This window comes from Flavobacterium sp. N1736 (assembly GCF_025947065.1).
Classification (GTDB): Bacteria; Bacteroidota; Bacteroidia; order Flavobacteriales; family Flavobacteriaceae; genus Flavobacterium.
This window is the reverse complement of record NZ_CP109994.1, coordinates 2,741,517-2,766,516: the sequence shown is the minus strand read 5'-3', so window position 1 is coordinate 2,766,516 and position 25,000 is coordinate 2,741,517. Positions and strand designations below refer to the sequence as shown.

The following is a 25,000-nucleotide window of genomic DNA, read 5'->3' as shown; positions in this document are numbered from 1 at the left end:
AAGAAAATAATAAAAAGTAGAAAGCGTTTTTTACAATTTATTGTAAAAGACAAAAAAAACGGTCATAATTGATTTTATGATTGGTACAATAAGCAAAATAAGGGCGTATGGGGGATGCCTTGGCTCTCAGAGGCGATGAAAGGCGTGATAAGCTGCGAAAAGCTGCGGGGACGGGCACACACCGATTGATCCGCAGATACCTGAATGGGGCAACCCACTATGTTGAAGACATAGTACACCGATAGGTGGGCAAACCCGCTGAACTGAAACATCTAAGTAGGCGGAGGAGAAGAAAACAAAAGTGATTCCGTAAGTAGTGGCGAGCGAACGCGGATTAGCCCAAACCAGTGTTGTTACGGCAATGCTGGGGTTGTAGGACCACGACATTTTATGCACAAGGAACCGGAAGTTGCTGGAAAGCGGCACCATAGAGGGTGATAGTCCCGTATGGGTAACAAGTGTAATAGATAGTGGTATCCTGAGTAGGGCGGGGCACGTGAAACCCTGTCTGAATTTGGCGGGACCATCCGCTAAGGCTAAATACTCCTGAGAGACCGATAGTGAACCAGTACCGTGAGGGAAAGGTGAAAAGAACCGTGAATAACGGAGTGAAATAGATCCTGAAACCATACGCTTACAAGCGGTCGGAGCCCTTTCGTGGGGTGACGGCGTGCCTTTTGCATAATGAGCCTACGAGTTAACGTTGCTGGCAAGGTTAAGTGGTTAAGCCACGGATCCGTAGCGAAAGCGAGTCTGAATAGGGCGCTTTAGTCAGTAGTGTTAGACGCGAAACCGTGTGATCTACCCATGGGCAGGTTGAAGCTGTGGTAACACACAGTGGAGGACCGAACCGGTTGACGTTGAAAAGTCTTCGGATGACCTGTGGGTAGGGGTGAAAGGCCAATCAAACTCGGAAATAGCTCGTACTCCCCGAAATGCATTTAGGTGCAGCGCTGTGCATAAAGTTATATAGAGGTAGAGCTACTGATTGGATGCGGGGGCTTCACCGCCTACCAATTCCTGACAAACTCCGAATGCTATATAATGTTTCACAGCAGTGAGGGCTTGGGTGCTAAGGTCCAAGTCCGAGAGGGAAAGAACCCAGACCATCAGCTAAGGTCCCCAAATATACGCTAAGTTGAAAGAACGAGGTTTGTCTGCCCAGACAGCTAGGATGTTGGCTTGGAAGCAGCCATTCATTTAAAGAGTGCGTAACAGCTCACTAGTCGAGCGGACGAGCATGGATAATAATCGGGCATAAGCGTATTACCGAAGCTATGGATTTACAGTTTACTGTAAGTGGTAGGGGAGCATTCTAACAGGGTTGAAGGTGTATCGTCAGGTATGCTGGACTGGTTAGAAAAGAAAATGTAGGCATAAGTAACGATAATGCGGGCGAGAAACCCGCACACCGAAAAACTAAGGTTTCCACAGCTATGCTAATCAGCTGTGGGTTAGTCTGGTCCTAAGGCGAACCCGAAAGGGACAGTCGATGGCTAACGGGTTAATATTCCCGTACTACTAATTACTGTGATGGGGTGACGGAGTGATGAAAGCGCCGCGAACTGACGGAATAGTTCGTTGAAGTACCTACCTATAAGATGCGCAGGCAAATCCACGCGTCTTGGGGAAATACGATAGTACTCGGAGTCTTCGGACAAAGAGATAGTGCGCCTAAGGGCTTCCAAGAAAAACCTCTAAACTTCAGGTAATTAGTACCAGTACCGTAAACCGACACAGGTAGTTGAGGAGAGAATCCTAAGGTGCTCGAGAGATTCATGGCTAAGGAATTAGGCAAAATAGACCTGTAACTTCGGGAGAAAGGTCGCCCCCAGCAATGGGGGCCGCAGTGAAGAGGTCCAGGCGACTGTTTATCAAAAACACAGGGCTCTGCAAAATCGTAAGATGAAGTATAGGGCCTGACACCTGCCCGGTGCTGGAAGGTTAAGAGGAGATGTTATCTTCGGAGAAGCATTGAATTGAAGCCCCAGTAAACGGCGGCCGTAACTATAACGGTCCTAAGGTAGCGAAATTCCTTGTCGGGTAAGTTCCGACCTGCACGAATGGTGTAACGATCTGGACACTGTCTCAGCCATGAGCTCGGTGAAATTGTAGTAACGGTGAAGATGCCGTTTACCCGCAGTGGGACGAAAAGACCCTGTGCACCTTTACTATAGCTTAGTATTGACCTTGGATAAATGATGTGTAGGATAGGTTGGAGACTGTGAAGTGGCGTCGCCAGGCGTTGTGGAGTCATTGTTGAAATACAACCCTTTGTTTATCTGAGGCCTAACCCCATATTGTGGGGGACATTGCTTGGTGGGTAGTTTGACTGGGGTGGTCGCCTCCAAAAGAGTAACGGAGGCTTCTAAAGGTTCCCTCAGTACGCTTGGTAACCGTGCGTAGAGTGCAATGGCATAAGGGAGCTTGACTGAGAGACATACAGGTCGATCAGGTACGAAAGTAGAGCATAGTGATCCGGTGGTTCCGCATGGAAGGGCCATCGCTCAAAGGATAAAAGGTACGCCGGGGATAACAGGCTGATCTCCCCCAAGAGCTCATATCGACGGGGGGGTTTGGCACCTCGATGTCGGCTCGTCACATCCTGGGGCTGGAGAAGGTCCCAAGGGTTGGGCTGTTCGCCCATTAAAGTGGCACGCGAGCTGGGTTCAGAACGTCGTGAGACAGTTCGGTCTCTATCTACTGTGGGCGTTAGAAATTTGAGTGGATCTGATTCTAGTACGAGAGGACCGAATTGGACAAACCTCTAGTGTATCTGTTGTCCCGCCAGGGGCACCGCAGAGTAGCTACGTTTGGAAGGGATAAGCGCTGAAAGCATATAAGCGCGAAACCCACCACAAGATGAGATTTCTTTTAAGGATCGTGGAAGATGACCACGTTGATAGGCTATAGATGTAAAGGCAGTAATGTCATAGTCGAGTAGTACTAATAATCCGTAAGCTTATGTACACCCTTTTCCTCCCGAGCAATCGGGAGGGAGAAACTTTCTAAAACTAAAATACTTTCTTTATCTCAGTATGTTAAGATATTTGCCCGTCGCGGGCAGTCTTTAAGTCGAAAGATTAAAGTCGAAAGTCGAAAGACCTGCCACTTTATGACCTCGGACTTCAGACTAACAACCTTAAGGTGGTTATTGCGGCGGGGCTCACCTCTTCCCATCCCGAACAGAGTAGTTAAGCCCGCCTGCGCAGATGGTACTGCAGTTTTGTGGGAGAGTATGTCGTCGCCTTTCTTTTGAAAAACCCTATCCAAAACGGATAGGGTTTTTTGTTTTATATCGGTTTTGAAAATAGTCGCTTTTCCTGTTTCTTAAAACAATCAAATCTTATTATTTGAATCTTCCTATTCTGTTAAATTAAAGTCAATTTTAGGTTTTAAACTTTGGCGTGCTAGCCTTTTTGAATGCTAATCAGTATTTTTGTGATAAATATTATAATTTAAATATGAAAAAAAGTATTGTATTGTTGACATTGTTTGTAATCTCAAATTTAAGTGCTCAACAACGCCCTAAGTTGGTTGTCGGTATTGTAGTTGATCAGATGAAAATGGAATATTTATATCGGTTTTCTGATGATTTTTCTCCAAATGGCTTTAAGAGATTAATGAATAATGGATACACTTTTCAGAATATGCATTATAATTATATGCCAACCTATACTGCTCCGGGACATGCATCTATTTACACAGGTACAACGCCTTCTACCCATGGAATTGTTGGTAACGAATGGTTTAGTAGAACATTAGGAAAAGAAATGTATTGTACAGATGATGCTTCGGTAAAAACAGTTGGAGACGGAACTGTTGAAGAAGGGGCAATGTCACCAAAAAATCTTCAAAGCACCACTATTACTGATGAAGTAAGAATGGCAACTAATTTTCAAGGAAAAGTTATTGGAATGAGTCTTAAAGATCGTGGGGCAATTTTACCCGCGGGTCATTTTGCAAACTGGGCCTTTTGGTATAGTAAGACAGGTTCTTTTATTTCAAGTACTTTTTACGGTGAAAAATTACCTGATTGGGTTACTCAGTTTAATAATGAAAAGCATTATATGCCTTACATTAACAAAGGTTGGGATTTATATAAACCTGCAGCGACATATAACGAAAGTTTACCGGACAATAATCCTTATGAAGGAAAATTGTATGGAAGTGCAGCACCAGTCTTTCCATATGATTTAAAAACAATGTATGAAAAGAATGATGCAGGTATTATTAGAGTTACTCCTTACGGAAATGATTTGTTGGCAGAATTCGCGAAAAAAGCAATAGAAAAAGAAGAATTAGGAAAAGATAATATCACTGATTTTTTAACTGTTAGTTTTTCTTCTACAGATTATGTAGGACATTTACTTGGACCTCGTTCTATAGAACTTCAGGACACTTATTTAAGGCTAGATCAAACTATAGCAGACTTTTTGACTTACTTAGATAAAACAGTTGGTAAAGATAATTATTTATTGTTTTTAACCGCTGATCATGCTGGTGCAGAAAACGTAATTTACTTAAAGGATCATAAATATAATGTAGATAATTATCCTTCAAAAGACGTGAAAAAAAGTTTTCAGGATTTTTCAATTAAAACTTTTGGAGTTGATTTAGTTTTGAATTATTCAAATTTTAATTTATTTTTTAATAAACAGCTTATAAAAGATAAAGGATTAGATTTAATAAAAGTTAAACAAGTCTTTAAAGAGTTTTTAATAACACAGCCACAGGTTAAAAGAGTATACACAGAAGAGGAAATTTTAGCTAATTCAGGTAATGATTATTATTTGAATTTTGTTGCAAAAGGATACGATATTACTCAGGATGGAGATATTGTTATTATTAATAAGCCTGGTGATATAGAATATGCAACGACAGGAACATCTCATGGAACACCATATAGTTATGATACACATGTGCCAGCTATTTTTTATGGATGGCATATCAAAAAAGGTGAATCTTATGATAAGAAAGCAATTACTGAAATCGCACCAACAATAGCGCAGAAAATTAAAGTTACTTTCCCAAATGGAACTGAAGCAAAAGTATTACAGGAAGTTTTGGATGAAAAGAAATAAAAACCAATATTCAAAAACCTGTCAATAATGACAGGTTTTTTTATGCCATAAAAAAAAAGACTTTTCAGTTAAGAAAAGCCTTTTAAAATTGAGTGTTTAGTAAGCACTTATTTTAATGTTAGCACTATGCGTTTGCTAACACTAATTCTTCGTTGAAAGGAAGATTCCAAGCTTCAGCAACTCCTTTATAAAGGATTTTTCCGTTAGCAATGTTCAAACCTTTTTTCAATTCTTCGTTTTCATTACAAGCTTTTTGCCATCCTTTGTTTGCTAATTGCACTGCATATGGTAAAGTCGCATTTGTTAAAGCTAATGTAGATGTATAAGGAACAGCACCTGGCATGTTAGCCACACAGTAGTGAACAATATCATCAATAATAAAAGTTGGATTTTCGTGGGTTGTTGGAGTACAAGTTTCAATACAACCACCTTGATCAACTGCTACGTCAACTACAACAGTTCCCGGACGCATTAATTTAAGCATATCACGAGTAATTAAATGAGGTGCTTTTGCTCCTGGAATCAAAACAGCACCAACAATTAAATCAGCTGTAGCGATTGCTTTTGTAATATTATAGTGATTAGACATTTCTGTATTAACGTTTGCAGGCATGATATCATCTAAATAACGTAAACGTGGTAAACTTAAATCCATGATAGTTACCTGAGCACCTAATCCGGCAGCCATTTTTGCAGCTTGAGTTCCTACAATTCCTCCACCTAAAACTAATACTTTAGCTGGCGGTACTCCCGGAACACCTCCTAAAAGAATTCCTCTTCCTTTTAATGGTTTTTCAAGATATTTTGCTCCTTGTTGAATAGCCATACGGCCTGCAACTTCAGACATTGGAACTAATAATGGTAAACTACGATCTGCTTTTTCTACTGTTTCATAAGCTAAACAAACAGCTCCTTTTTCAAGCATAGCATGAGTTAATGGTTCTGAAGAAGCAAAATGGAAATAAGTAAAAAGCAATTGGTCTTTTTTAATTAAAGGATATTCAGATGCAATTGGTTCTTTTACTTTAATGATCATTTCAGCAATAGCATATACTTCTTCAATAGTTGCTAAAACTACTGCACCCGCTTGTGCATATTCTTCATCACTAAAACCACTTCCTAAACCTGCAGTAGATTGAACATAAACAGTATGTCCATGTTTTTTCATTTCAGAAACACCGGCTGGAGTTAAAGCTACACGGTTTTCGTTATTTTTAATTTCTTTAGGAACACCTATTATCATTTGTTATATTTTTTAGTTTTGTGAAATTGTTTTACAAATTTACAGACAGAGAATATATTATGGATAAATGATGTATAAATAAGAAAATATTATTTTATTTAGTATTTTTACAGAAAAATATTCTTTTTAAGGTATGTTTTGATTCTTCAAAAAGAAAAAATGACTGAATTTTAATGATTATTTAAATCGTTTTCGTTATGGCCTTAGATGAAATTGACAAAAAAATCCTACGACTTTTACAGGTAGACGCGCATTATACTTTAAAAGACATTGCAAACAAAATAAATTTGTCATTAACGCCTGTCCATGATCGGGTTAAACGTCTTGAAAAAGAGGGAGTTATTGAAAAATATGTCTCGATTTTAAACAAGAAAAAACTAGGTAATAATCTAACGGTTTATTGCCAGGTTACACTCACAAAACAAACATACGATACTTCGGAAGGATTTAATCAATCGATACTCAATTTACCGGAAGTTGTAGAGTGTAATTATGTATCCGGAAACTTTGATTATATGCTAAAAATTATAATTCCGGATATGGAAAGCTACCATCATTTCCATCAAAAAAAACTTTCTGTTCTACCTGAAGTTTCATTAATTAATACTGTTTTTGTTATTTCTGAAGTAAAAAGTACAACCGTTCTGCCTATTTAATTCAAACAAAAAGCCATCACAAAAATGATGGCTTTAAGAAATAGTTAGTCTTGGTTTTATATTAATAGTAAGTAAAACGTCTTACTTTGGCAATATATTTAGCTAAACGAATAACCTGATGACTATATCCATATTCGTTATCATACCAAATATAAAGCACAATACTTTTTCCATCTTTAGAAACTATTGTTGCGTTGCTATCATATATTGACGGAGCAGAAGTGCCAACAATGTCAGAAGAGACAAGTTCGTTATTTAATGAATATTTAATTTGTTCTACCAATTCGCCTTCCAGAGCATATTTTTTCATTATTTTATTGATAGCTGCTATCGATGTTGCTTTTTTAACTTCAAGGTTTAGGACTACTAAAGACCCATTTGGGACAGGAACTCTAATTGCATTTGAAGTTAATTTACCTTCAAGAGAAGGTATTGCCTTCGCAACTGCACTTCCGGCTCCAGTTTCGGTAATAACCATATTTAATGCAGCAGCTCTGCCGCGACGATATTTTTTGTGCATATTGTCAACCAGATTCTGATCGTTTGTATAAGCATGAATAGTTTCTAAATGACCTTTTATAACTCCTAAACTATCTTCAACAACTTTTAAAATAGGCGTTATAGCATTTGTTGTGCATGATGCAGCCGAAAAAATATCTATCTGATCAGGATTATATTCGGTATGGTTAACACCATGAACAATATTTGGAACCCCCTTTCCAGGTGCGGTCAATAATACCTTGCTAACTCCATTTGAAGTTAAATGTCTTTTTAAAGCTTCTTCTGTAGTAAAAGCACCAGTGTTATCAATAACCAATGCATCATTAATTCCGTATTGAGTGTAATCTATTTCTTCCGGAGTGTTTGCGCTGATAATATGAACAGTAGTTCCGTTAATTATCAAAGCATTATTTTTTGAATCTGCGGTTACTGATCCTTGAAAATCACCATGAATTGAATCGTATCGTAATAAAGAAGCTCGTTTCTCTAAAATGGATGCATCATTTTTGTCACGGGTTACAATTGCTCTTAAACGCAATTGATTTCCCTTGCCGGTTTTCGACATTAATTCTCTGGCTAACAAACGTCCGATTCTTCCAAAACCATATAAAACAACATCTTTTGGCTGAATTTCTTCTGATGATTTTGCTTTCTTCAATTTATCCATTACAAAATACCTTGCGTCCGGATATTTCTCATCTTCTAAGTGATACTCGTAAGTTAGTTTTCCTAAATCTAATTTGGCAGGAGGAAAATCTAATGACAAAATAACTTTTGCAATTTCTACCGAATCAAAAATACTGATTGGTTTGCCAACAAATTCACCTGCATATTGATGCAGATTGATAATGTCGCTGACATTTTTATCCAATAATTGATTTTTAAATAAAACCATTTCGATGGATTTGTCATACCATAAATCGCTTATAATTTTTATTAATTCGACACCGGCTCTTCTTCGGTCGACTTGTAAGGACACTTCTTTTTGGTACAAAGATTTTTTGCTCATAATTGATTAAATTGAAAAAAATAAAATGCTCACTATTTTAGAATTTGGCGCAAAAGTATCCATTTCAATCGATTTCGTAAACTATTTTAGCATTTATTTTTTTAAATAAAAAAGCCACCTTATTTTTCTAAGATGGCTTTTTAACAGTTTTCAGTCACAGTCACAGTTGTCAGTTTTTTGAGACTGAATACTGAGACTGAATACTGAGACTAAATAATTATTCTAAGAATTTCCCCATTCTTATTGATCATTTCAATTCGAACACTTTGTCCCTCGTCTTTTTTACTTAAAAGTTTCGAAACAGTTTCAACATTTGTCGCTTTTACATTATCAATACTCAAAATAATATTGCCTTGTAATTCGTTTTGATATTGTGCCAAATTCTCGTTGGTTATGTTTTTAATTTTCACACCATAATCAATATGGAATTTCTTTTTATCCGAAGCATCGATATTTTCTAATTCGATTCCTTTAAATTCAGTACTATAAAACTCATTTTTGCTTAAAATTACCGGAACAATCTTCGTTTTTCCATCTCGAATATAAGTTACTTTAACTACATCATTTGGTCTTTTGGTATTAATGTAACCCGAAAGATCAGCAAAAGAAGCAATATTTTGTTCGTCCAGTTTTACAATAATATCAGCTTTTGTTAAACCTGCTTTTTCAGCTCCCGAATTTTTAGAAACCTTACTAATATAAAATCCTTCAGTTTGAGCAATTCCTAATTCTTTTGATGCATTACTATTTAATTCGCCACCTTCAACACCTAAAATTCCGCGTTGAACATTTCCGAATTCCATTATATCTTCGATAATTTTTCGCGCAATATTCGAAGGAACAGCAAATGAATATCCAACATAAGATCCTGTCATTGACGAAATCATAGTATTAATCCCAATTAATTCTCCTCTGGTATTTACCAATGCACCACCGCTGTTTCCCGGATTAACCGCAGCATCAGTCTGAATAAAAGATTGAATTCCATTTGCATTTAAATCTCTGGCTTTCGCCGAAACAATTCCGGCAGTAACAGTAGAATTTAAATTATACGGATTTCCAACAGCCAAAACCCATTCACCAACTTTTACACTATCAGAATTTGCAAAAGCAGTATAAGGAAGTTTTTCATCAGCATCAATCTTTAATAAAGCAATATCCATTTTAGAATCTGTACCAATTAATTTTGCCTTATATGATTTTTTGTTATTTAAAGTGATTTCAATTTCTGTTGCATCTTTGATAACATGATTATTTGTTACGATATAACCATCTTCAGAAATAATAACACCAGAACCGGTTCCTACTTGTTCTTGCTGCTGCTGTCCTCCATAACCGTAGAAAAATTCCATCATAGGATTGCTAACTGTTCGGCGGGAAACATTTTTCACGTGTACAACAGTATGAATTGTTCTGTCTGCTGCTTCGGTAAAATCGACAGTTTCAGAGGCTAATCCAACATTCCTTCCGTATGAATTAGGCGCAAGAGTTACAACAGAATTTCCTTTTCCAAAAAAAGAATTATTACTCTCAAATAATAACTTGTAAGCGCCAAGAGTAGTAGCACCACTGAATAATGACACTAAAAATAAGGTTGACAATCTTTTCATAATTAGAATATAGGTTTAAGTTATTTACACGTAAAATTAATTGAAAATATTATTTGATAAAACGGTTTAACGCTCTTTAACAATGATTAACATTTCATTAATTAATAGTTCGTACTTTTGTGCTTATTAATAGAATAAAAATGCAAATAGAATTTTATAAATATCAAGGTACAGGGAACGATTTTGTGATGATTGACAATCGTTCTGATTTTTTTCCTAAAGAAGATATCAAACTAATTGAGCGTTTATGTGACCGACGTTTTGGCATTGGCGCTGACGGACTTATATTATTAGAAAATGATTCTGAAACAGATTTTAGAATGGTTTATTATAATTCTGATGGAAATCAAAGTTCAATGTGTGGTAATGGAGGACGTTGTTTAGTGGCATTCGCAAATCAATTAGGCGTTATCGACAATAAAACAACTTTTATCGCTACAGATGGTTTGCATCACGCATCAGTAGGAGATGATGCTATTATTTCATTGCAAATGATTGATGTTGATCAAATACAAAAGAAAGATTCTTATACTTTTTTAAATACAGGATCTCCACATCATGTACAAATTGTTGACGATTTAGAACATTATAATGTAAAAGAAAACGGAGCAGCAATTCGTTATGGTGAATTATATGGAGAAAAAGGAAGTAATGTCAATTTTGTAAAAAAAGTGGATGATACTACTTTCTCACTTCGTACTTATGAAAGAGGTGTTGAAGATGAAACCCTGGCTTGCGGAACCGGAGCAACGGCAGTTGCAATTGCTATGAACGCCATTGGTCAAACAGATAAAACTTCGATCAATTTAAATGTTGAAGGTGGGAAATTGGTTGTTTCTTTTGATAAATTGGGCGATCATTTTTCAAATGTTTTCTTAACCGGACCAGCAAAATTTGTTTTTAAAGGAACAATTGAAATATAATCAATAATGTCAGTCTGAGCGAAGTCGAAGACAAAATCTAAAATCTACAGTCAAAAATCTAAAATTAAAATGATTACACTCAAAGGCGATTCAATTTATCTTCGGGCATTAGAACCTAATGATTTAGAGTTTGTTTATGCTATGGAAAATGATCAGAGCATTTGGGAAGTCAGTAATACACAAACACCTTACAGTCGTTTTTTGGTTCGTCAATATCTTGAAAATGCACATCAGGATATTTATGAGGCAAAACAATTGCGCTTGGCAATTTGTCAGGACGAAGATTTTCCTGCTATCGGATTAATCGATTTATTTGAATTTGATCCGAAAAATAACAGAGCCGGAATTGGAATTGTCATTCAAAATAGAGAAAACAGAAACCAAAACATTGGTTCTGAGGCTTTAGAGTTATTAATTAAATACTCTTTTCATAATTTAAACCTGCATCAATTATATGCAAATATTAATGTAGGAAATGTAGCAAGTATAGCTCTTTTTACTAAATTTGGGTTTGAGAAAATAGGAATTAAAAAAGATTGGATATTGCTAAATGGCCACTATCAAGATGAAGCAATTTTTCAGTTAATTAATAAACAAATTTAAATTTTTAGCTTTGAGTATAAAAAAAATCATCACGTTAACTGCCGTAGCCGTAGTTTCAGTTTTAATAATTTACGGATTTATTTTAATAAGCAGAATTTTTAGCGCCAATACTAAATTCGAAGAAAAAGAACTTTATGTATATGTTCCAACAGGAGCTGATTATACAGATGTAAAAAAAATATTGGAACCTTACATTAAAAATTACGACAATTTTGAAATGGTAGCCAATAAGAGAAGCTATCCCGAAAATGTAAAATCTGGGCGTTTTTTGCTTAAAAAAGATATGAATAATATCGATTTGATTCGTGCGATGCGATCTAATGTCCCGGTTAAATTAGCTTTTAATAATCAGGAGCGTTTAGAAAATTTTGCGGGAAGAGTTGGTTCAGAAATTGAAGCAGATAGTTTATCGCTAATGAAAGCCATTAAAGATTCAACCTTCTTGAAAGAAAACGGTTTTAATGAAGAAAATGTTTTCGCGATGTTTATTCCTAATACATATGAAGTTTACTGGAATACGTCAGCAATAAAATTCCGTGATAAAATGATCAAGGAATATCATAATTTCTGGACACCGGAAAGAATTGCAAAAGTAGAAAAACAAGGATTAACGCCGGTTCAGGCTACAATTTTAGCTTCTATTGTTCATAAAGAATCTGTGAAAAAAGATGAAAGGCCTCGTATTGCAGGCGTTTATTTAAACAGATTACGTTTGGCAATGCCTTTACAAGCAGATCCAACCGTTATTTACGCGTTAAAATTAAAAGCAAATGATTTTGATCAGGTAATAAAGAGAGTTTTCTATAACGACTTGATAATGAAGTCTCCATATAATACTTACGTGAATGTAGGACTTCCTCCGGGTCCAATTGCAATGCCTGATATTACAGCTCTTGAAGCCGTTTTAAATCCTGAAAAAAACGATTATATTTATTTTTGTGCAAGTGTAGATCGCTTTGGTTATCATGAATTTGCTTCAACATACGAACAGCATCAAATTAATGCAAAAAAATACTCAGACTGGATAGCAAGTCAGGGAGTGACAAGATAAAATAGATACACTTATTTTAAAAAAACCGAGGCAATAGCTTCGGTTTTTTTATTGAATTATTTTTATAAATAGTTGCATTCATGAATTTAAAAGAATTTTATTAGTTTACGAACTTCGTATTTTTGACGTCAATTTTAAATGATTTTAATTGAAAATGTAAATTGCATGAATCGAATTTAACTTTTTGATAATAAATAAACTTTTGAAAGTGTAAAAATTTGATTTTTGCTATTCAAATTAAACAGAAGTAATCTCAAATATGAGTGAAAAGGACGCTAATATTGTAGGTTTAATATTTCAATTTTAACAAAATTGCTAAAAATTTGATAAAAATGACATTTTTAGGAATTTTTTTTTCACGTTTTCAAGGTTAAAAAAATGTTAGGCCGATCGCTCGAATACTGCATCAATAAAGGGTTTCAAAGGAAAATTGAGATTCTTACAAATGCTTAAATAACTGAATATCAGTATTGTTTTGTATTTATTATCTTTGCATCGTAGAAATTTCAAAAGGGTGACAGCGTTTTGAAGAAAAACAATTTATGATAAAGAAATGGTATTTTTATGCGAGTTTGATCGTTATTATTACATTTTTAAGTTTGGGTTTTAAACCCTTTAATCTAAAAACCAAACCTTGGTTTTTAATAGAAAAAACAGATGGATCTGAATACTTATTTCCATCGCAGGAAGTAGATGATTATCCTACTTTACACAAGTTAAATGCCCCATTTACCGGAAAACGTCTTATAGGTTTTAAAGAAGCAGTTGCTTTTAAAGAATCTCAGGGAAAATACCGATTGGTAAATTCTCTTGGATACATGGGCAAATACCAATTTGGTTCTAAAGCATTAAGAGCCATCGGTGTAAAAAATGAAAAAGCCTTCTTAAAAGACCCTGCTTTACAAGAAAAAGCTTTTATTGCATTATTATCCATAAACAAATGGATTTTGCGTAATGAAATTGTAAGGTATGAAGGAAAAACCATTAATGGAGTTGAAATTACCGAATCAGGAATTTTGGCAGCTGCACATCTTGGTGGTGCAGGATCAGTAAAAAACTTCTTTAAAAATAAAGGAAACAGGCATTTTAGAGATGCTTACGGTACTTCATTAAAAAGTTATATGAAAGCTTTTGGAGGTTATGATCTTTCTTATATTGAAGCAGATAGCAATGCTACAATAAACGATTAAAGTATTAAAAGAAATAAAAAATCCCGAGTAATCGGGATTTTTTTATGGAATATTTTAATCAATTAATATTTCTAAAATTTTAATAGCAGCTTCACTTATTTTAGTTCCCGGACCAAAAACGGCAACTGCACCGGCATCAAATAAATATTGATAGTCCTGTGCCGGAATTACTCCGCCCACAATTACCATTATATCCTCTCGGCCGTGTTTTTTTAATTCTTCAATAACTTGAGGAACTAATGTTTTATGACCTGCGGCTAACGATGAAACACCTAAAATGTGAACGTCATTTTCGACAGCTTGTTTGGCAGCTTCTGCGGGAGTTTGAAATAATGGACCAATATCAACATCAAAACCAACATCAGCATAGCCTGTTGCTACAACTTTTGCACCCCGATCATGCCCGTCTTGTCCCATTTTGGCAATCATAATTCTAGGGCGTCGTCCCTCTTGTTTTGCAAAGGCGTCAGCAAGTTGTTTTGCCTTTTCAAAATTTTCATCGTTTTTTATTGCTGCACTATACACACCGCTAAAGGATTTAATTTGTGCTTTATACCTTCCAAAAACACTTTCAAGAGCATCACTGATTTCGCCTAAAGTAGCTCTGTTTCTGGCAGCTTCAATAGCAATTTCAAGTAAGTTACCTTCTTTGGTTTTGGCACAAAGAATTAATTTTTCGAGTGATTGATTTACTTTTTCAGTATCTCTTTTTGATTTTATTTCTTCAAGACGATCAATTTGCTGTTTACGAACCATTTGGTTGTCTACATCCAAAATATGTAAAGGATCTTCTTTTTCTAATCGATATTGATTTACACCAACAATAATATCCTGACTGCTATCAATTCTGGCTTGTTTTCTGGCAGCAGCTTCTTCAATTCGAAGTTTCGGAATTCCGGCTTCAATCGCTTTAGTCATTCCGCCTAATTCTTCCACTTCTTCGATTAGTTTCCAAGTATTTTCGGCAATTTCATTCGTCAGGCTTTCAACATAATAACTGCCCGCCCAAGGATCTACAGTTTTAGTAATTTTAGTTTCTTCCTGTAGATAAATTTGCGTATTACGTGCAATTCTTGCCGAAAAATCGGTTGGCAGAGCAATTGCTTCATCTAAGGCATTTGTATGTAAAGATTGAGTTCCTCCAAAAGCTGCTGCAGTAGCTTCAATACAAGTTCTGGCAACATTATTAAACGGATCTTGCTCTGTTAAACTCCATCCACTGGTTTGACAATGTGTTCTTAAAGCCAAAGATTTATCACTTTTCGGATTAAACTGCTGTAATAATTTTGCCCAAATCATCCGTCCGGCTCTCATTTTTGCAATTTCCATAAAATGATTCATCCCAATAGCCCAAAAGAAAGACAGTCTTGGCGCAAAATCATCAATTGTCATTCCGGTTGATAATCCGGTTCTAATATATTCCAGTCCATCTGCCAAAGTATAGGCCAATTCGATATCAGCTGTGGCCCCGGCTTCCTGCATATGATAACCGGAAATGGAGATGGAATTGAATTTCGGCATTTTCTTGCTTGTAAATTCAAAAATATCAGCAATAATCTTCATCGAAGGCGTTGGCGGATATATATACGTATTTCGAACCATGAATTCTTTCAAAATATCATTCTGAATCGTTCCTGAAAGTTTTTCAATTGCAACACCTTGTTCCTCTGCAGCGACAATATAAAAAGCCATAATAGGTAACACAGCGCCATTCATCGTCATAGAAACCGACATTTCATCCAAAGGAATCTGATCAAAAAGCACTTTCATATCCTCTACAGAATCTATGGCAACACCAGCTTTTCCAACATCGCCAACAACTCTTTCATGATCAGAATCGTAACCGCGATGCGTTGGCAAATCAAAAGCGATAGAAAGCCCTTTTTGTCCCGCAGCCAAATTTCTTCTGTAAAAAGCATTGCTTTCTTCTGCAGTAGAAAATCCTGCATATTGACGAATTGTCCACGGACGTCTAACGTACATTGTTGCGTAAGGACCACGTAAATTCGGTGCAAAACCTGCTCCAAAATCAAGAAATTCTAAATCTTCAATATCTTTTTCAGAATAGGTTTCTTTCAACTCAATTCCTTCGGCTGTAGTGAAGTTGTGTGTTATAGTTTTTGAGTTATGCGTCTGTTCGCTTAACTCATGACTTTTAAATTCTAACTTTATATGTTTAAGGTCTTTTCTTATCATTGAAATACTCTTTTGAGTAGATTATTAATTACTTCTAAAAAATGATTATTCAAGTTCTAATCGTTCCTGTTCCAGCTTTTCAGCCAATCTTTTCTCTATAATAGGAGTAATTAATGTTTTTCTTGGTTTTATTTTTACAAAAGGAAACAATTCTAAATCATGTTTCATTTTGTCATCTTTATTTGGATATTTATTCGTTCCTAACAAAACTTCTTTTTTAGAATCGAATAATTCCTGTTCTTTTGCAGCGCTTTCCTGGATTTTCTTTTTGATAATTCCGTCATTTAAAAGTTTCAGAAAACCGCCGTTTGCCTCAATATCTTTAAATAAAGTCAAACTTTTTTCGGCCAGTTGCATGGTTAAACTTTCGATATAATAACTTCCATCAGCCGGATTATTTACTTTATCAAAATAACTTTCATGTTTTAAAATCAGCAGTTGATTTCGTGCAATTCGATCTCCAAACTCATTGTCTTTATGATACAAAGAATCGTAAGGCAAATTAGCAACAGCATCTGCACCGCCCAAAACAGCCGACATGCATTCGGTTGTCGTGCGAAGCATGTTGACATTGTAATCGTAAATTGTTTTGTTGCGTTTGGTTGGTGAAGCCAATATGTGGCAATCTAAATTTGGATTATATTCATCAGCAATTAATTTAAAAAGCATTCGTAAAGCGCGAAGTTTTGCAATTTCAAAGAAATAGTTCGTACCTACAGCAACCTGAAAAACAATTGGTTTAGAAATATTAGGCAAACGATTTAAATATTCATTGGCATGAGCCAGACTATAGGCAATTTGCTGTGTAATATTTGCGCCGGCATTTTGATATAAACCTAAATCTATACTTATTAATGAAAGGTTTGTGGTTGCTTTTGAAATTTTTTCAATCGTTTCAAAATTATTTTTATCAGATGTTGAAAGCCAATTTCCTTCTCTTGCAAAATGACCAATCGGATCCAGATTACAATAAAAAGCTGCCTTTTTCTGAATAGAAATAGTGTCCAGTTTTTTTACGAAATCGATTGAGATAAAATTTAAATTAAAGTAAACGATTCTGTTTTCTAAAGGAAGATTTTCTAATAATTTTTGAATGTCAATTTTTTCGTTTTCAATAGTAAAACGCAAACTTTCTGCACCTCTTTCGATAGTGTTTATAGCTCTTTGTATTGATTTTTCGATATCGTAAACAAAAATGTTTTGACAAATTTTAAAGTCACTTGCTTTTGTTTTTACAGCAGCAGTTTTAGAGAATTCATCTCTGTGATAAAATGGTTTTACCTGAATATCTTCCGGAGAATTCCAAATTACAGTTTCGTTATAATCAGCTCCATCTAATTCAAACTGAATTTTTTGTTTCCATTGTTTGGATGAAATTGGATTAAAATCGTCGAAAAGGGTAGTAGCCATTTGGTGTTTTTTTCTGATTATTCTTTATCTTGAATAGTGTCTCCTTCAAAATGAATGATGTAAATATCTTCGCTGTCTTTTTTCATGAAATATTTCTCGCGAGCGTATTTTTCTATTTGTTCAGGGTTTTTTAGTTGTTTTATTTGTTCCTGATCTTTTTTAATTTCTTCTTGATAATAACTTTTATTGTCTTCGAGTTCATTAATTTGATTATCTAAAAAGCGATGATCAAAATAGGAGTAATTGTCTAGAAAAAGCATCCATATTACAAAAAACAGTAAAACCCAGACATATTTATTGCCAAGAAATTTAAGCCAGGATTTGTCTTTATACGGATTTTTCATTTTTGTTTTCATTTTAGCCCCGATGGAGCCGATATCCTTTTTGTGTCTGCCTTTGGCGGACATAAAAAGATAAAGGCGAGAGCGGGAAATAGCTCCAAATTATTATGGAATAAATTTACAATAAAAATTATGAAATTCGTTGATTAATTACTGCACGAACTACATCAATTGCAACGGTATTGTATTTGTCATTTGGGATAATAATATCGGCAAAAGCTTTAGAAGGTTCTATAAATTGCTCATGCATAGGTTTTAATGTGTTTTGATAACGTGTTAAAACTTCATCAATATCACGTCCTCTTTCAGAAATATCACGTTTTAAACGACGAATTAATCTTTCGTCGGAATCTGCGTGAACATATATTTTGATTTCAAAAAGATCACGAAGTTCAGGATTTGTCAAAATTAAAATACCTTCAACAATCATTACCTTTCTTGGATGAGTTGAAATAGTGTCATCAGTTCTATTGTGCTGAATAAATGAATATACTGGCTGATCTATCGTTTCGCCGGCCTTTAATGCTTTTAAATGCTTTACTAATAATTCAAAATCAATAGCGCGAGGGTGATCAAAATTAATTAATGCTCTTTCGTCGAAAGACAAATTATGGGTCTCTTTATAGTATGAATCCTGAGAAATTACGCCAACTTCCGTATCTGGTAATTCATTCATAATTTGGTGTACAACCGTTGTTTTTCCACTTCCTGTTCCTCCTGCAATTCCAATAATGAGCATAAAATCGATGTTATATTTGTTTCGGCAAAAATAAATAATTTATGTGGATTGATAATTGAATCCGAACTTTAAAATTGATTTATTAAAACAAAAAAATCCCGATAGCAAAGCCATCGGGATTTTCGTGCAATCAGTATAGTTTTTATAAAATATTCTGAATTTAGTAAGCACTTGTAATTATTTATTCTTTTTTGCTTTAATCATCATTTCAAGCTGATCCCAAAGTTCTTCCGGAATTGCTTCTAATAAATTGAATTGTCCGGCGCCTTTTAACCATTCGCCACCGTCAATCGTAATAACATCGCCATTTACATAAGCTGAAAAATCAGAAACTAAATAAGCAGCTAAATTTGCCAATTCCTGATGATCGCCTACACGTTTTAAAGGCACTTTTTTTGCCATATCAAATTTTTCGGCAAGATCTCCGGGCAATAATCTGTCCCACGCACCTTTAGTAGGAAACGGTCCCGGCGCGATTGCGTTAGAACGAATTCCGTATTTTGCCCATTCTACCGCAAGACTTCTTGTCATAGCCAAAACTCCGGCCTTAGCCGTAGCACTTGGCACAACATATGCAGATCCTGTCCAGGCATAAGTAGTAACAATATTTAAAATCGTTGCCGATGTTTGTTTACTGTCAATCCAGTGTTTTCCAAAAGCAAGTGTACAGTTTTTAGAACCTTTTAGTACGATATCTATAACAGTATCAAATGCATTTGCAGATAAACGTTCTGTTGGAGAAATAAAATTTCCGGCAGCATTGTTCAAAAGAACATCTACTTTGCCAAAAGTTTTTAAAACTTCCTGAAGCATGTTTTCTACTTCTTCATAATGACGAACATCACATTGAACCGGTAAACATTTTCCACCAGTTTCAGTTTCAAGTTCTGCAGCAGTATTTTTTAGCTTTTCTAAATCTCTTGAAGTAATCGCTACCTGAGCTCCTAATTCTAAAAAATATTTAGTCATTGCTTTTCCCAAACCGCTTCCGCCGCCTGTAACTACTATAACTTTGCCCTTTAAAGCATCGTCACGTAACATTTTATCTGTATAGCTCATACTTTTCTTTTTTTACAATATTAATTAAATAAAATAGGATGCACGCATAATAATGTTATAAAATTTTGATAAACTTTATATTTTGCATAATTTTTTGGCTGCTGATTCTAATGTGAAGTCATCTTTGGCAAAGCAAAAACGTATTAATTTTTGATCTTTTTGATCCGAATAAAAAGTTGAAATTGGAATAGCAGCAACCCCATGTTCTGTAATAAGATTTTTGCAAAAAGTAACATCATCTTCAATGGAGATATTGGCATACGAAGCAACCTGAAAATAAGTTCCCTCGCAAGGTTTCAATTCAAAACGGCTGTTTTTGAGTAACTTTTGAAAATAATCTCGTTTTTCCTGATAAAATTTCCCAAGTAAATTAACATCAACGACATTTAAATATTGACTAATAGCAACTTGCGAAATACTATTTACACTAAAAACCAAAAACTGATGCACTTTTTTAATTTCTTTCATCAGATATTCAGGAGCAATTGTGTAACCAATTTTCCAGCCCGTAATATGAAATGATTTTCCAAAAGAAGAAACCATAATACAGCGATCTAAAAGGAAATTTTTAGCATGTGCCGAAATATGTTTCTCTTCAAAAGTAATATATTCGTACACTTCATCAGATAAAACCAATATATCAGGATATTTTGAAAGCAGTTTTTCTAATGCTAAAAAATCATTTTGGGTTAAAATTTTTCCCGTTGGATTATGTGGATTATTGATGATAATCATTCTGGTTTTTGCCGAAAATGCATTTTCAATCGTTTCCCAATTTGGCGTATAATCATCATTTAAAGCAACTCTTACAGGTTTTGCATTGCAAAGTAAAACAGGAGATTCGTATGAATCATAACTCGGATCTAAAATAACCACTTCATCTCCGGTTCTTACCAGAGCCAAAATCGAAGTAAAAATTCCCTGAGTTGCACCGGCTGTAACCAAAATTTCAGTTTCCGGATCAATCGTTCTGTTATAAGAGCTTTGAACGAGTTTTGAAATCTGATTCAACAATGGCGGATAACCCGACATTGGCGTATATTGGTGCACATTTTCTTTCGCTAATTTTGCAATAATATCTGTCAGCCTTTCATCAACAGGAAAATTAGGAAATCCCTGCGAAAGATTAATCGCATTATATTCGGTTGCCATTTTAGACATTACCGTAAAAATACTTGTAGTTATGTGCGGAAGTTTACTCATTAGAAAGTTTGTTGATTAAAAACTTGTGAGCGAAATAGGGATAATACTTAGCTAACCGTTATCTCTCCGGCATTTAAAGTTTCATCCACTTTAGTTTTTCCACCTTCTTTTGTTGTTTGTGAAAATATACTTTGTACAGAGCAAATCAAAATCAGGATTAGAAACTTTTTCATTATATGTGGCTTTTAAGTTAGTTTACATTTTATGAATAATGAAAATTGTAGGTCGATTGTGAAGATCAACTTTTAGTTTTTTCCAGTCAGAAACGCGTAATGTTTTAATAAATTCTGTAGGTAACGTAATATCTGTTGCAATACAAAGATGCGTTGCAGGATTTAAGATTTGCAAAAGATCTTCGACTAATTTATTATTTCTATAAGGTGTTTCAATAAAAATTTGAGACTGGTTTTTGTCTTGGGATAATTTCTCAAAATGTTTTAAAGCCGATTTTTTCTCGTCCTTATCAATTGGTAAATAACCATTAAAAGTAAAACTTTGCCCGTTCATTCCAGAAGCCATCATCGCCAATAGGATAGAAGAAGGCCCAACTAAAGGCACAACCTGAATTCCTTTTTCGTGCGCCAGTTTTACAATAACAGCACCGGGATCAGCAACTCCGGGACAACCGGCTTCACTCATTAATCCCATATTTTTTCCTTCTAATAAAGGTTTTATAAAATCTAAATGCTCGCTCGGTTCTGTGCGTTTATTTAAAGTAAAAAGAACAAGTTCTGATTGTTTTTTTTCAGGATAAACAGCTTTTATTGATTTTCTGGCAGTTTTGTCATTCTCAACAATATAATAATCTATAAGTTCAATACTTCTTTTTACTGTTTGAGGTAAAACATCCATCGGATCGCTTTCACCCATAGTAGTTGGAATTAAATATAGTTTTCCTGGAAGTTTCATGTGTTTTACTTTATAGATTATAAAATGAAAAATTTTCAATTATTAAGGAAGCAATAATTGAAACAGATAAGTTAAGAATGTTTTTCGATGAGTTTTTTTGCGATAATATCCGTTACTTCGTCAAGCATTTGATACACATTATCAAATCCGTTCGAAACACCAAAGTAAGGATCGGGAACATCTACATTTTCATCAGGAAATAATTCATTCAAAATAAGCTGAACTTTATTTTTATGTTCCGGTGTTTTGGCAAGATGAATGACATCTCTGTAATTAGAGTTGTCCATAACATATATATAATCGAATTCATCAAAATCAGAAGTTTGAAATTGTCTTCCTTTTTGACCATCAATACATAAACCATTTTTTTGTGCAACAGCAATAGAACGTTTGTCCGGCGAATGGCCTACATGCCACGAACCTGTTCCTGCTGAATCAACTGTAAAATTTTCGTTTGGCAGTTTTGATGCTAAAATACCTTCGGCTAAAGGTGACCTGCAAATATTACCCAAGCAAACCATTAAAATTTTTACTGGCATGATGCGCGTTTATAGCGTTAATTTTTTGTTGATGTCTTCGACAAATTTCTTGAATTGTTTGTCTGTTGAAACTAAATTGTCAACAGTTTTACAAGCGTGTAATACGGTAGCATGATCGCGATCTCCAATTTGTGAACCAATGTTTGCCAAAGAAGCTTTAGTAAATTTCTTTGCAAAAAACATAGCCAATTGTCTCGCCTGAACCACGTGTCTTTTTCTAGTTTTAGATTGAAGTGTTTCAATATCCAACTGAAAATAATCAGACACAATTTTTTGAATATAATCGATAGAGATTTCTCTCTTTACGTTTTTAACAAATTTCTCTACAACGCTTTTTGCCAACTCAATTGTAACTTCTTTTTTATTGAAAGAAGATTGTGCGATTAATGAAATAATGGCACCTTCAAGTTCGCGAACATTGGTTTTGATATTGCGGGCAACATATTCAATAATGTCTTCCGGCATTTCAACACCATCGCGGTAAAGGATGTTTTTTAAGATCGAAATACGGGTTTCGTAATCCGGTTGGTGTAACTCAGCAGATAATCCCCATTTAAAACGAGATAATAAACGCTGTTCAATATCCTGCATATCAACAGGTGCTTTATCCGAAGTTAAAATTACTTGCTTTCCGTTTTGGTGCAAATAATTAAAAATATGGAAAAATACGTCCTGAGTTCCTGATTTTCCAGATAAAAACTGAACATCATCAATAATTAAAACATCGATTAATTGGTAAAAGTGAATGAAATCATTACGATTATTCTTTTTTACCGAATCAATATATTGTTGCGTGAAAATTTCGGCAGAAATATATAAAACCGTTTTTTCAGGATATTTGTCTTTTACTTCAACACCAATAGCGTGTGCTAAATGCGTTTTTCCTAAACCAACTCCGCCAAAAATCAATAACGGATTAAATGAAGTTCCGCCGGGCTTATTGGCAACAGCCATACCTGCAGAACGGGCCAAACGGTTTGAATCTCCTTCAAGGAAATTATCAAAACTGTAATTAGCATTTAACTGTGATTCAATTTTAAGATTTCTGATTCCCGGAATTACAAACGGATTTTTAAGTTCCGGATTTAAGTTTTTAAACGGAGCATCAACCTCTTGCGGTTTCATGGGCACTCTGTTGGCACTTGGCAACTGTTCCGTAAACGGTTGTTTATTGCCATAAGTGTTTTCCATTTTAATTTTATAGAGTAACTTTGCGTTTTTTCCCAGTTCTTTGGTAAGCGCAACTTTCAATAATTTAACATAGTGTTCTTCTAACCATTCGTAGAAAAATTTACTTGGCACTTGAATATATAACGCGTTGTCGGTTAGCTCAACTGATTTGATTGGTTCGAACCAAGTTTTATATGCTTGATCTTGAATATTGTCTTTTATAAAGGACAAACAGTTTTCCCATACCGATTGAGCAGTTTTAGTCATAGATTCAGATAAATTTTTATATTATTGATAAAGATTCTCCTAATAAAAAAGGAGCAATTTTATTCCGTATTTCGGGATAACAAATATGTGAACAAATTTCTGTAAAAAAAAATATTTTGCCCTCTAATTTTATAAAAAAAAGTTGTAAGTGAACTTTTAAAAATTTAAATTTTTTAATCTGTAAATAATGAAAAATCATCAAACGCAAGTGCGTGTTCGTTACTCTGAAACCGATCAAATGGGAGTTGTTTATCACGGTAATTACATACCTTATTTTGAGATAGGACGCGTGGAATGGCTTAGAAATAAAGGGATTTCGTATAAAAGCATGGAAGAAAGCGGAATCGGATTACCAATTGTTTCGATGCAAATAAATTATAAAAAATCAGCACGTTATGATGAGCTTCTTACAATTCATACTACTTTCAAAAGTCAGTCATCTGTTAAGATTGAATTTGACTGCGCAATCTATAATGAGGCAAATGAGTTATTAACAACTGCGGTGTTTATTTTAGTATTTATTTCGTTAAAAACAGGTCGTCCTACAGCTCCTCCGGATTATATTTTAGAATTATTTAAAACACTTGTATAATTGTTAAATCGCACTTGTTTTTTATATCAAATTATATAGTTTTGATGTCAATTTCAAACATTAAATCAAAAATGTCGAATATCATTTCGGCATTTTTTTTTCGTGTTTTTGTAATTATTTTGCCAATAGGCAATCCTGTTTCTTCATCAATTTCCATTTCCTGAGATACAATTTCCAGTTTTTTTTCTTTAATCACACGCATTACTTTATTCATATTTTTGTAATCAAAAGAGATTAAAAAATGAACATCGATCGTTTTTTTGACAATTTCACAAACTTCAAGTGTCATTTGTGCCGTTGTTTTGTAAGCAGTAATTAATCCTCCAACACCTAATTTAATACCGCCAAAAATCCGAACAACCACAACAAGAACATTGGTTAGACCAAAAGATTGTATTTGTCCGTAAATTGGCGCGCCTGCCGTATTACTCGGTTCACCATCGTCATTGGCGCGGTAAGAAATTTTTGGAGCCGTACCAATTTGATACGCATAACAATAGTGTACTGCGTGAGGATGCTGTTTTTTTAAGTTCTCGATAATAGGTTTTACCGCGTCCTCATTTTCTATAGGAAAAGCATATCCAAAGAATTTACTGCCTTTTTCCTTAAAAAGCACTTCCTCAGATTCAAAAGCAATAGTTTGATACGTATCGTTATATTCCAAAAGTAAATTTCTAAATGTTAATAGTTTTTAGCGACGAATTT

Annotated in this window: 21 protein-coding genes and 2 rRNA genes; 9 read left to right on the top strand and 14 right to left on the bottom strand. The window is 34.8% G+C overall.

Annotated elements, in window-relative coordinates:
* The first annotated feature begins 86 nt into the window (after nucleotides 1-86).
* From OLM54_RS11555 to pafA, 3 genes are all read left to right on the top strand, one after another.
* A 23S ribosomal RNA gene (locus tag OLM54_RS11555) occupies nucleotides 87-2,970 on the top strand.
* Between the two features lie 173 nt (nucleotides 2,971-3,143).
* A 5S ribosomal RNA gene (rrf, locus tag OLM54_RS11550) occupies nucleotides 3,144-3,253 on the top strand.
* A 211-nt stretch (nucleotides 3,254-3,464) separates the two neighbouring features.
* Entirely contained in the window at nucleotides 3,465-5,084 is a 1,620-nt protein-coding gene (pafA, locus tag OLM54_RS11545; protein ID WP_264534788.1) for an alkaline phosphatase PafA, read from the top strand.
* A gap of 124 nt (nucleotides 5,085-5,208) precedes the next feature.
* Here pafA and ald read toward each other — a convergent pair whose 3' ends face one another.
* On the bottom strand, nucleotides 5,209-6,327 hold the full coding sequence (gene ald, locus OLM54_RS11540; protein ID WP_264534787.1) for an alanine dehydrogenase: 1,119 nt from the start codon (nucleotides 6,325-6,327) through the stop codon (nucleotides 5,209-5,211).
* 197 nt (nucleotides 6,328-6,524) lie between these two features.
* Here ald and OLM54_RS11535 point away from each other — a divergent pair, with 197 nt between their 5' ends.
* Nucleotides 6,525-6,983, top strand: a complete 459-nt coding sequence (locus OLM54_RS11535) for an Lrp/AsnC family transcriptional regulator (protein WP_154784369.1) — start codon at nucleotides 6,525-6,527, stop codon at nucleotides 6,981-6,983.
* Nucleotides 6,984-7,044: 61 nt separating this feature from the next.
* On the opposite strand, the gene OLM54_RS11530 is transcribed toward OLM54_RS11535, so the two are convergent.
* Together OLM54_RS11530 and OLM54_RS11525 are read right to left on the bottom strand one after the other, a co-directional pair.
* Nucleotides 7,045-8,493: a glyceraldehyde-3-phosphate dehydrogenase gene (locus tag OLM54_RS11530; RefSeq protein ID WP_264534786.1), complete on the bottom strand. Its 1,449-nt coding sequence runs from the start codon at nucleotides 8,491-8,493 to the stop codon at nucleotides 7,045-7,047.
* Nucleotides 8,494-8,702: 209 nt separating this feature from the next.
* Complete coding sequence (locus tag OLM54_RS11525) at nucleotides 8,703-10,103, bottom strand: trypsin-like peptidase domain-containing protein (RefSeq protein WP_264534785.1); 1,401 nt, start codon at nucleotides 10,101-10,103, stop codon at nucleotides 8,703-8,705.
* Between the two features lie 140 nt (nucleotides 10,104-10,243).
* Between OLM54_RS11525 and dapF the strand changes: the two genes are divergently transcribed.
* The 4 genes from dapF (at nucleotide 10,244) to OLM54_RS11505 (ending at nucleotide 13,870) form a co-directional block, all read left to right on the top strand.
* A complete protein-coding gene (dapF, locus tag OLM54_RS11520) occupies nucleotides 10,244-11,026 on the top strand; it encodes a diaminopimelate epimerase (protein ID WP_264534784.1) in 783 nt (260 codons plus the stop codon).
* Nucleotides 11,027-11,095: 69 nt separating this feature from the next.
* Entirely contained in the window at nucleotides 11,096-11,629 is a 534-nt protein-coding gene (locus OLM54_RS11515; protein ID WP_264534783.1) for a GNAT family N-acetyltransferase, read from the top strand.
* A gap of 10 nt (nucleotides 11,630-11,639) precedes the next feature.
* Nucleotides 11,640-12,680 carry an endolytic transglycosylase MltG gene (gene mltG / locus OLM54_RS11510; RefSeq protein ID WP_264534782.1) on the top strand — a complete coding sequence of 347 codons (1,041 nt, stop codon included), beginning with the start codon at nucleotides 11,640-11,642 and terminating at the stop codon, nucleotides 12,678-12,680.
* Between the two features lie 542 nt (nucleotides 12,681-13,222).
* Nucleotides 13,223-13,870, top strand: a complete 648-nt coding sequence (locus tag OLM54_RS11505) for a peptidoglycan-binding protein LysM (protein WP_264534781.1) — start codon at nucleotides 13,223-13,225, stop codon at nucleotides 13,868-13,870.
* Nucleotides 13,871-13,924: 54 nt separating this feature from the next.
* On the opposite strand, the gene scpA is transcribed toward OLM54_RS11505, so the two are convergent.
* The 10 genes from scpA to dnaA all read right to left on the bottom strand — a co-directional run bounded on the left by scpA (nucleotide 13,925) and on the right by dnaA (nucleotide 23,703).
* Nucleotides 13,925-16,066, bottom strand: coding sequence for a methylmalonyl-CoA mutase (gene scpA, locus OLM54_RS11500; protein ID WP_264534780.1), 2,142 nt, complete (start codon nucleotides 16,064-16,066; stop codon nucleotides 13,925-13,927).
* A 45-nt stretch (nucleotides 16,067-16,111) separates the two neighbouring features.
* Nucleotides 16,112-17,476, bottom strand: coding sequence for a methylmalonyl-CoA mutase subunit beta (locus tag OLM54_RS11495; protein WP_264534779.1), 1,365 nt, complete (start codon nucleotides 17,474-17,476; stop codon nucleotides 16,112-16,114).
* Nucleotides 17,477-17,493: 17 nt separating this feature from the next.
* Complete coding sequence (locus tag OLM54_RS11490) at nucleotides 17,494-17,820, bottom strand: FtsB family cell division protein (RefSeq protein WP_264534778.1); 327 nt, start codon at nucleotides 17,818-17,820, stop codon at nucleotides 17,494-17,496.
* 127 nt (nucleotides 17,821-17,947) lie between these two features.
* A complete protein-coding gene (udk, locus tag OLM54_RS11485) occupies nucleotides 17,948-18,556 on the bottom strand; it encodes a uridine kinase (protein ID WP_264534777.1) in 609 nt (202 codons plus the stop codon).
* Between the two features lie 177 nt (nucleotides 18,557-18,733).
* A complete protein-coding gene (locus tag OLM54_RS11480; protein WP_264534776.1) occupies nucleotides 18,734-19,615 on the bottom strand; it encodes an SDR family oxidoreductase in 882 nt (293 codons plus the stop codon).
* 75 nt (nucleotides 19,616-19,690) lie between these two features.
* A complete protein-coding gene (locus OLM54_RS11475; RefSeq protein WP_264534775.1) occupies nucleotides 19,691-20,818 on the bottom strand; it encodes a methionine aminotransferase in 1,128 nt (375 codons plus the stop codon).
* A gap of 47 nt (nucleotides 20,819-20,865) precedes the next feature.
* Complete coding sequence (locus tag OLM54_RS11470; RefSeq protein WP_264534774.1) at nucleotides 20,866-20,991, bottom strand: hypothetical protein; 126 nt, start codon at nucleotides 20,989-20,991, stop codon at nucleotides 20,866-20,868.
* Between the two features lie 22 nt (nucleotides 20,992-21,013).
* A complete protein-coding gene (locus OLM54_RS11465) occupies nucleotides 21,014-21,727 on the bottom strand; it encodes an SAM-dependent methyltransferase (RefSeq protein WP_264534773.1) in 714 nt (237 codons plus the stop codon).
* 71 nt (nucleotides 21,728-21,798) lie between these two features.
* Nucleotides 21,799-22,266, bottom strand: coding sequence for a low molecular weight protein-tyrosine-phosphatase (locus tag OLM54_RS11460; protein ID WP_264534772.1), 468 nt, complete (start codon nucleotides 22,264-22,266; stop codon nucleotides 21,799-21,801).
* 9 nt (nucleotides 22,267-22,275) lie between these two features.
* Nucleotides 22,276-23,703 carry a chromosomal replication initiator protein DnaA gene (gene dnaA / locus OLM54_RS11455; RefSeq protein WP_072973220.1) on the bottom strand — a complete coding sequence of 476 codons (1,428 nt, stop codon included), beginning with the start codon at nucleotides 23,701-23,703 and terminating at the stop codon, nucleotides 22,276-22,278.
* Nucleotides 23,704-23,890: 187 nt separating this feature from the next.
* Between dnaA and OLM54_RS11450 the strand changes: the two genes are divergently transcribed.
* Entirely contained in the window at nucleotides 23,891-24,295 is a 405-nt protein-coding gene (locus tag OLM54_RS11450; RefSeq protein ID WP_042565137.1) for an acyl-CoA thioesterase, read from the top strand.
* 31 nt (nucleotides 24,296-24,326) lie between these two features.
* Here the strand turns inward: OLM54_RS11450 and OLM54_RS11445 are convergent, their stop codons facing one another.
* Nucleotides 24,327-24,959, bottom strand: a complete 633-nt coding sequence (locus OLM54_RS11445; protein ID WP_264534771.1) for an IMPACT family protein — start codon at nucleotides 24,957-24,959, stop codon at nucleotides 24,327-24,329.
* Nucleotides 24,960-25,000 lie beyond the last annotated feature (41 nt).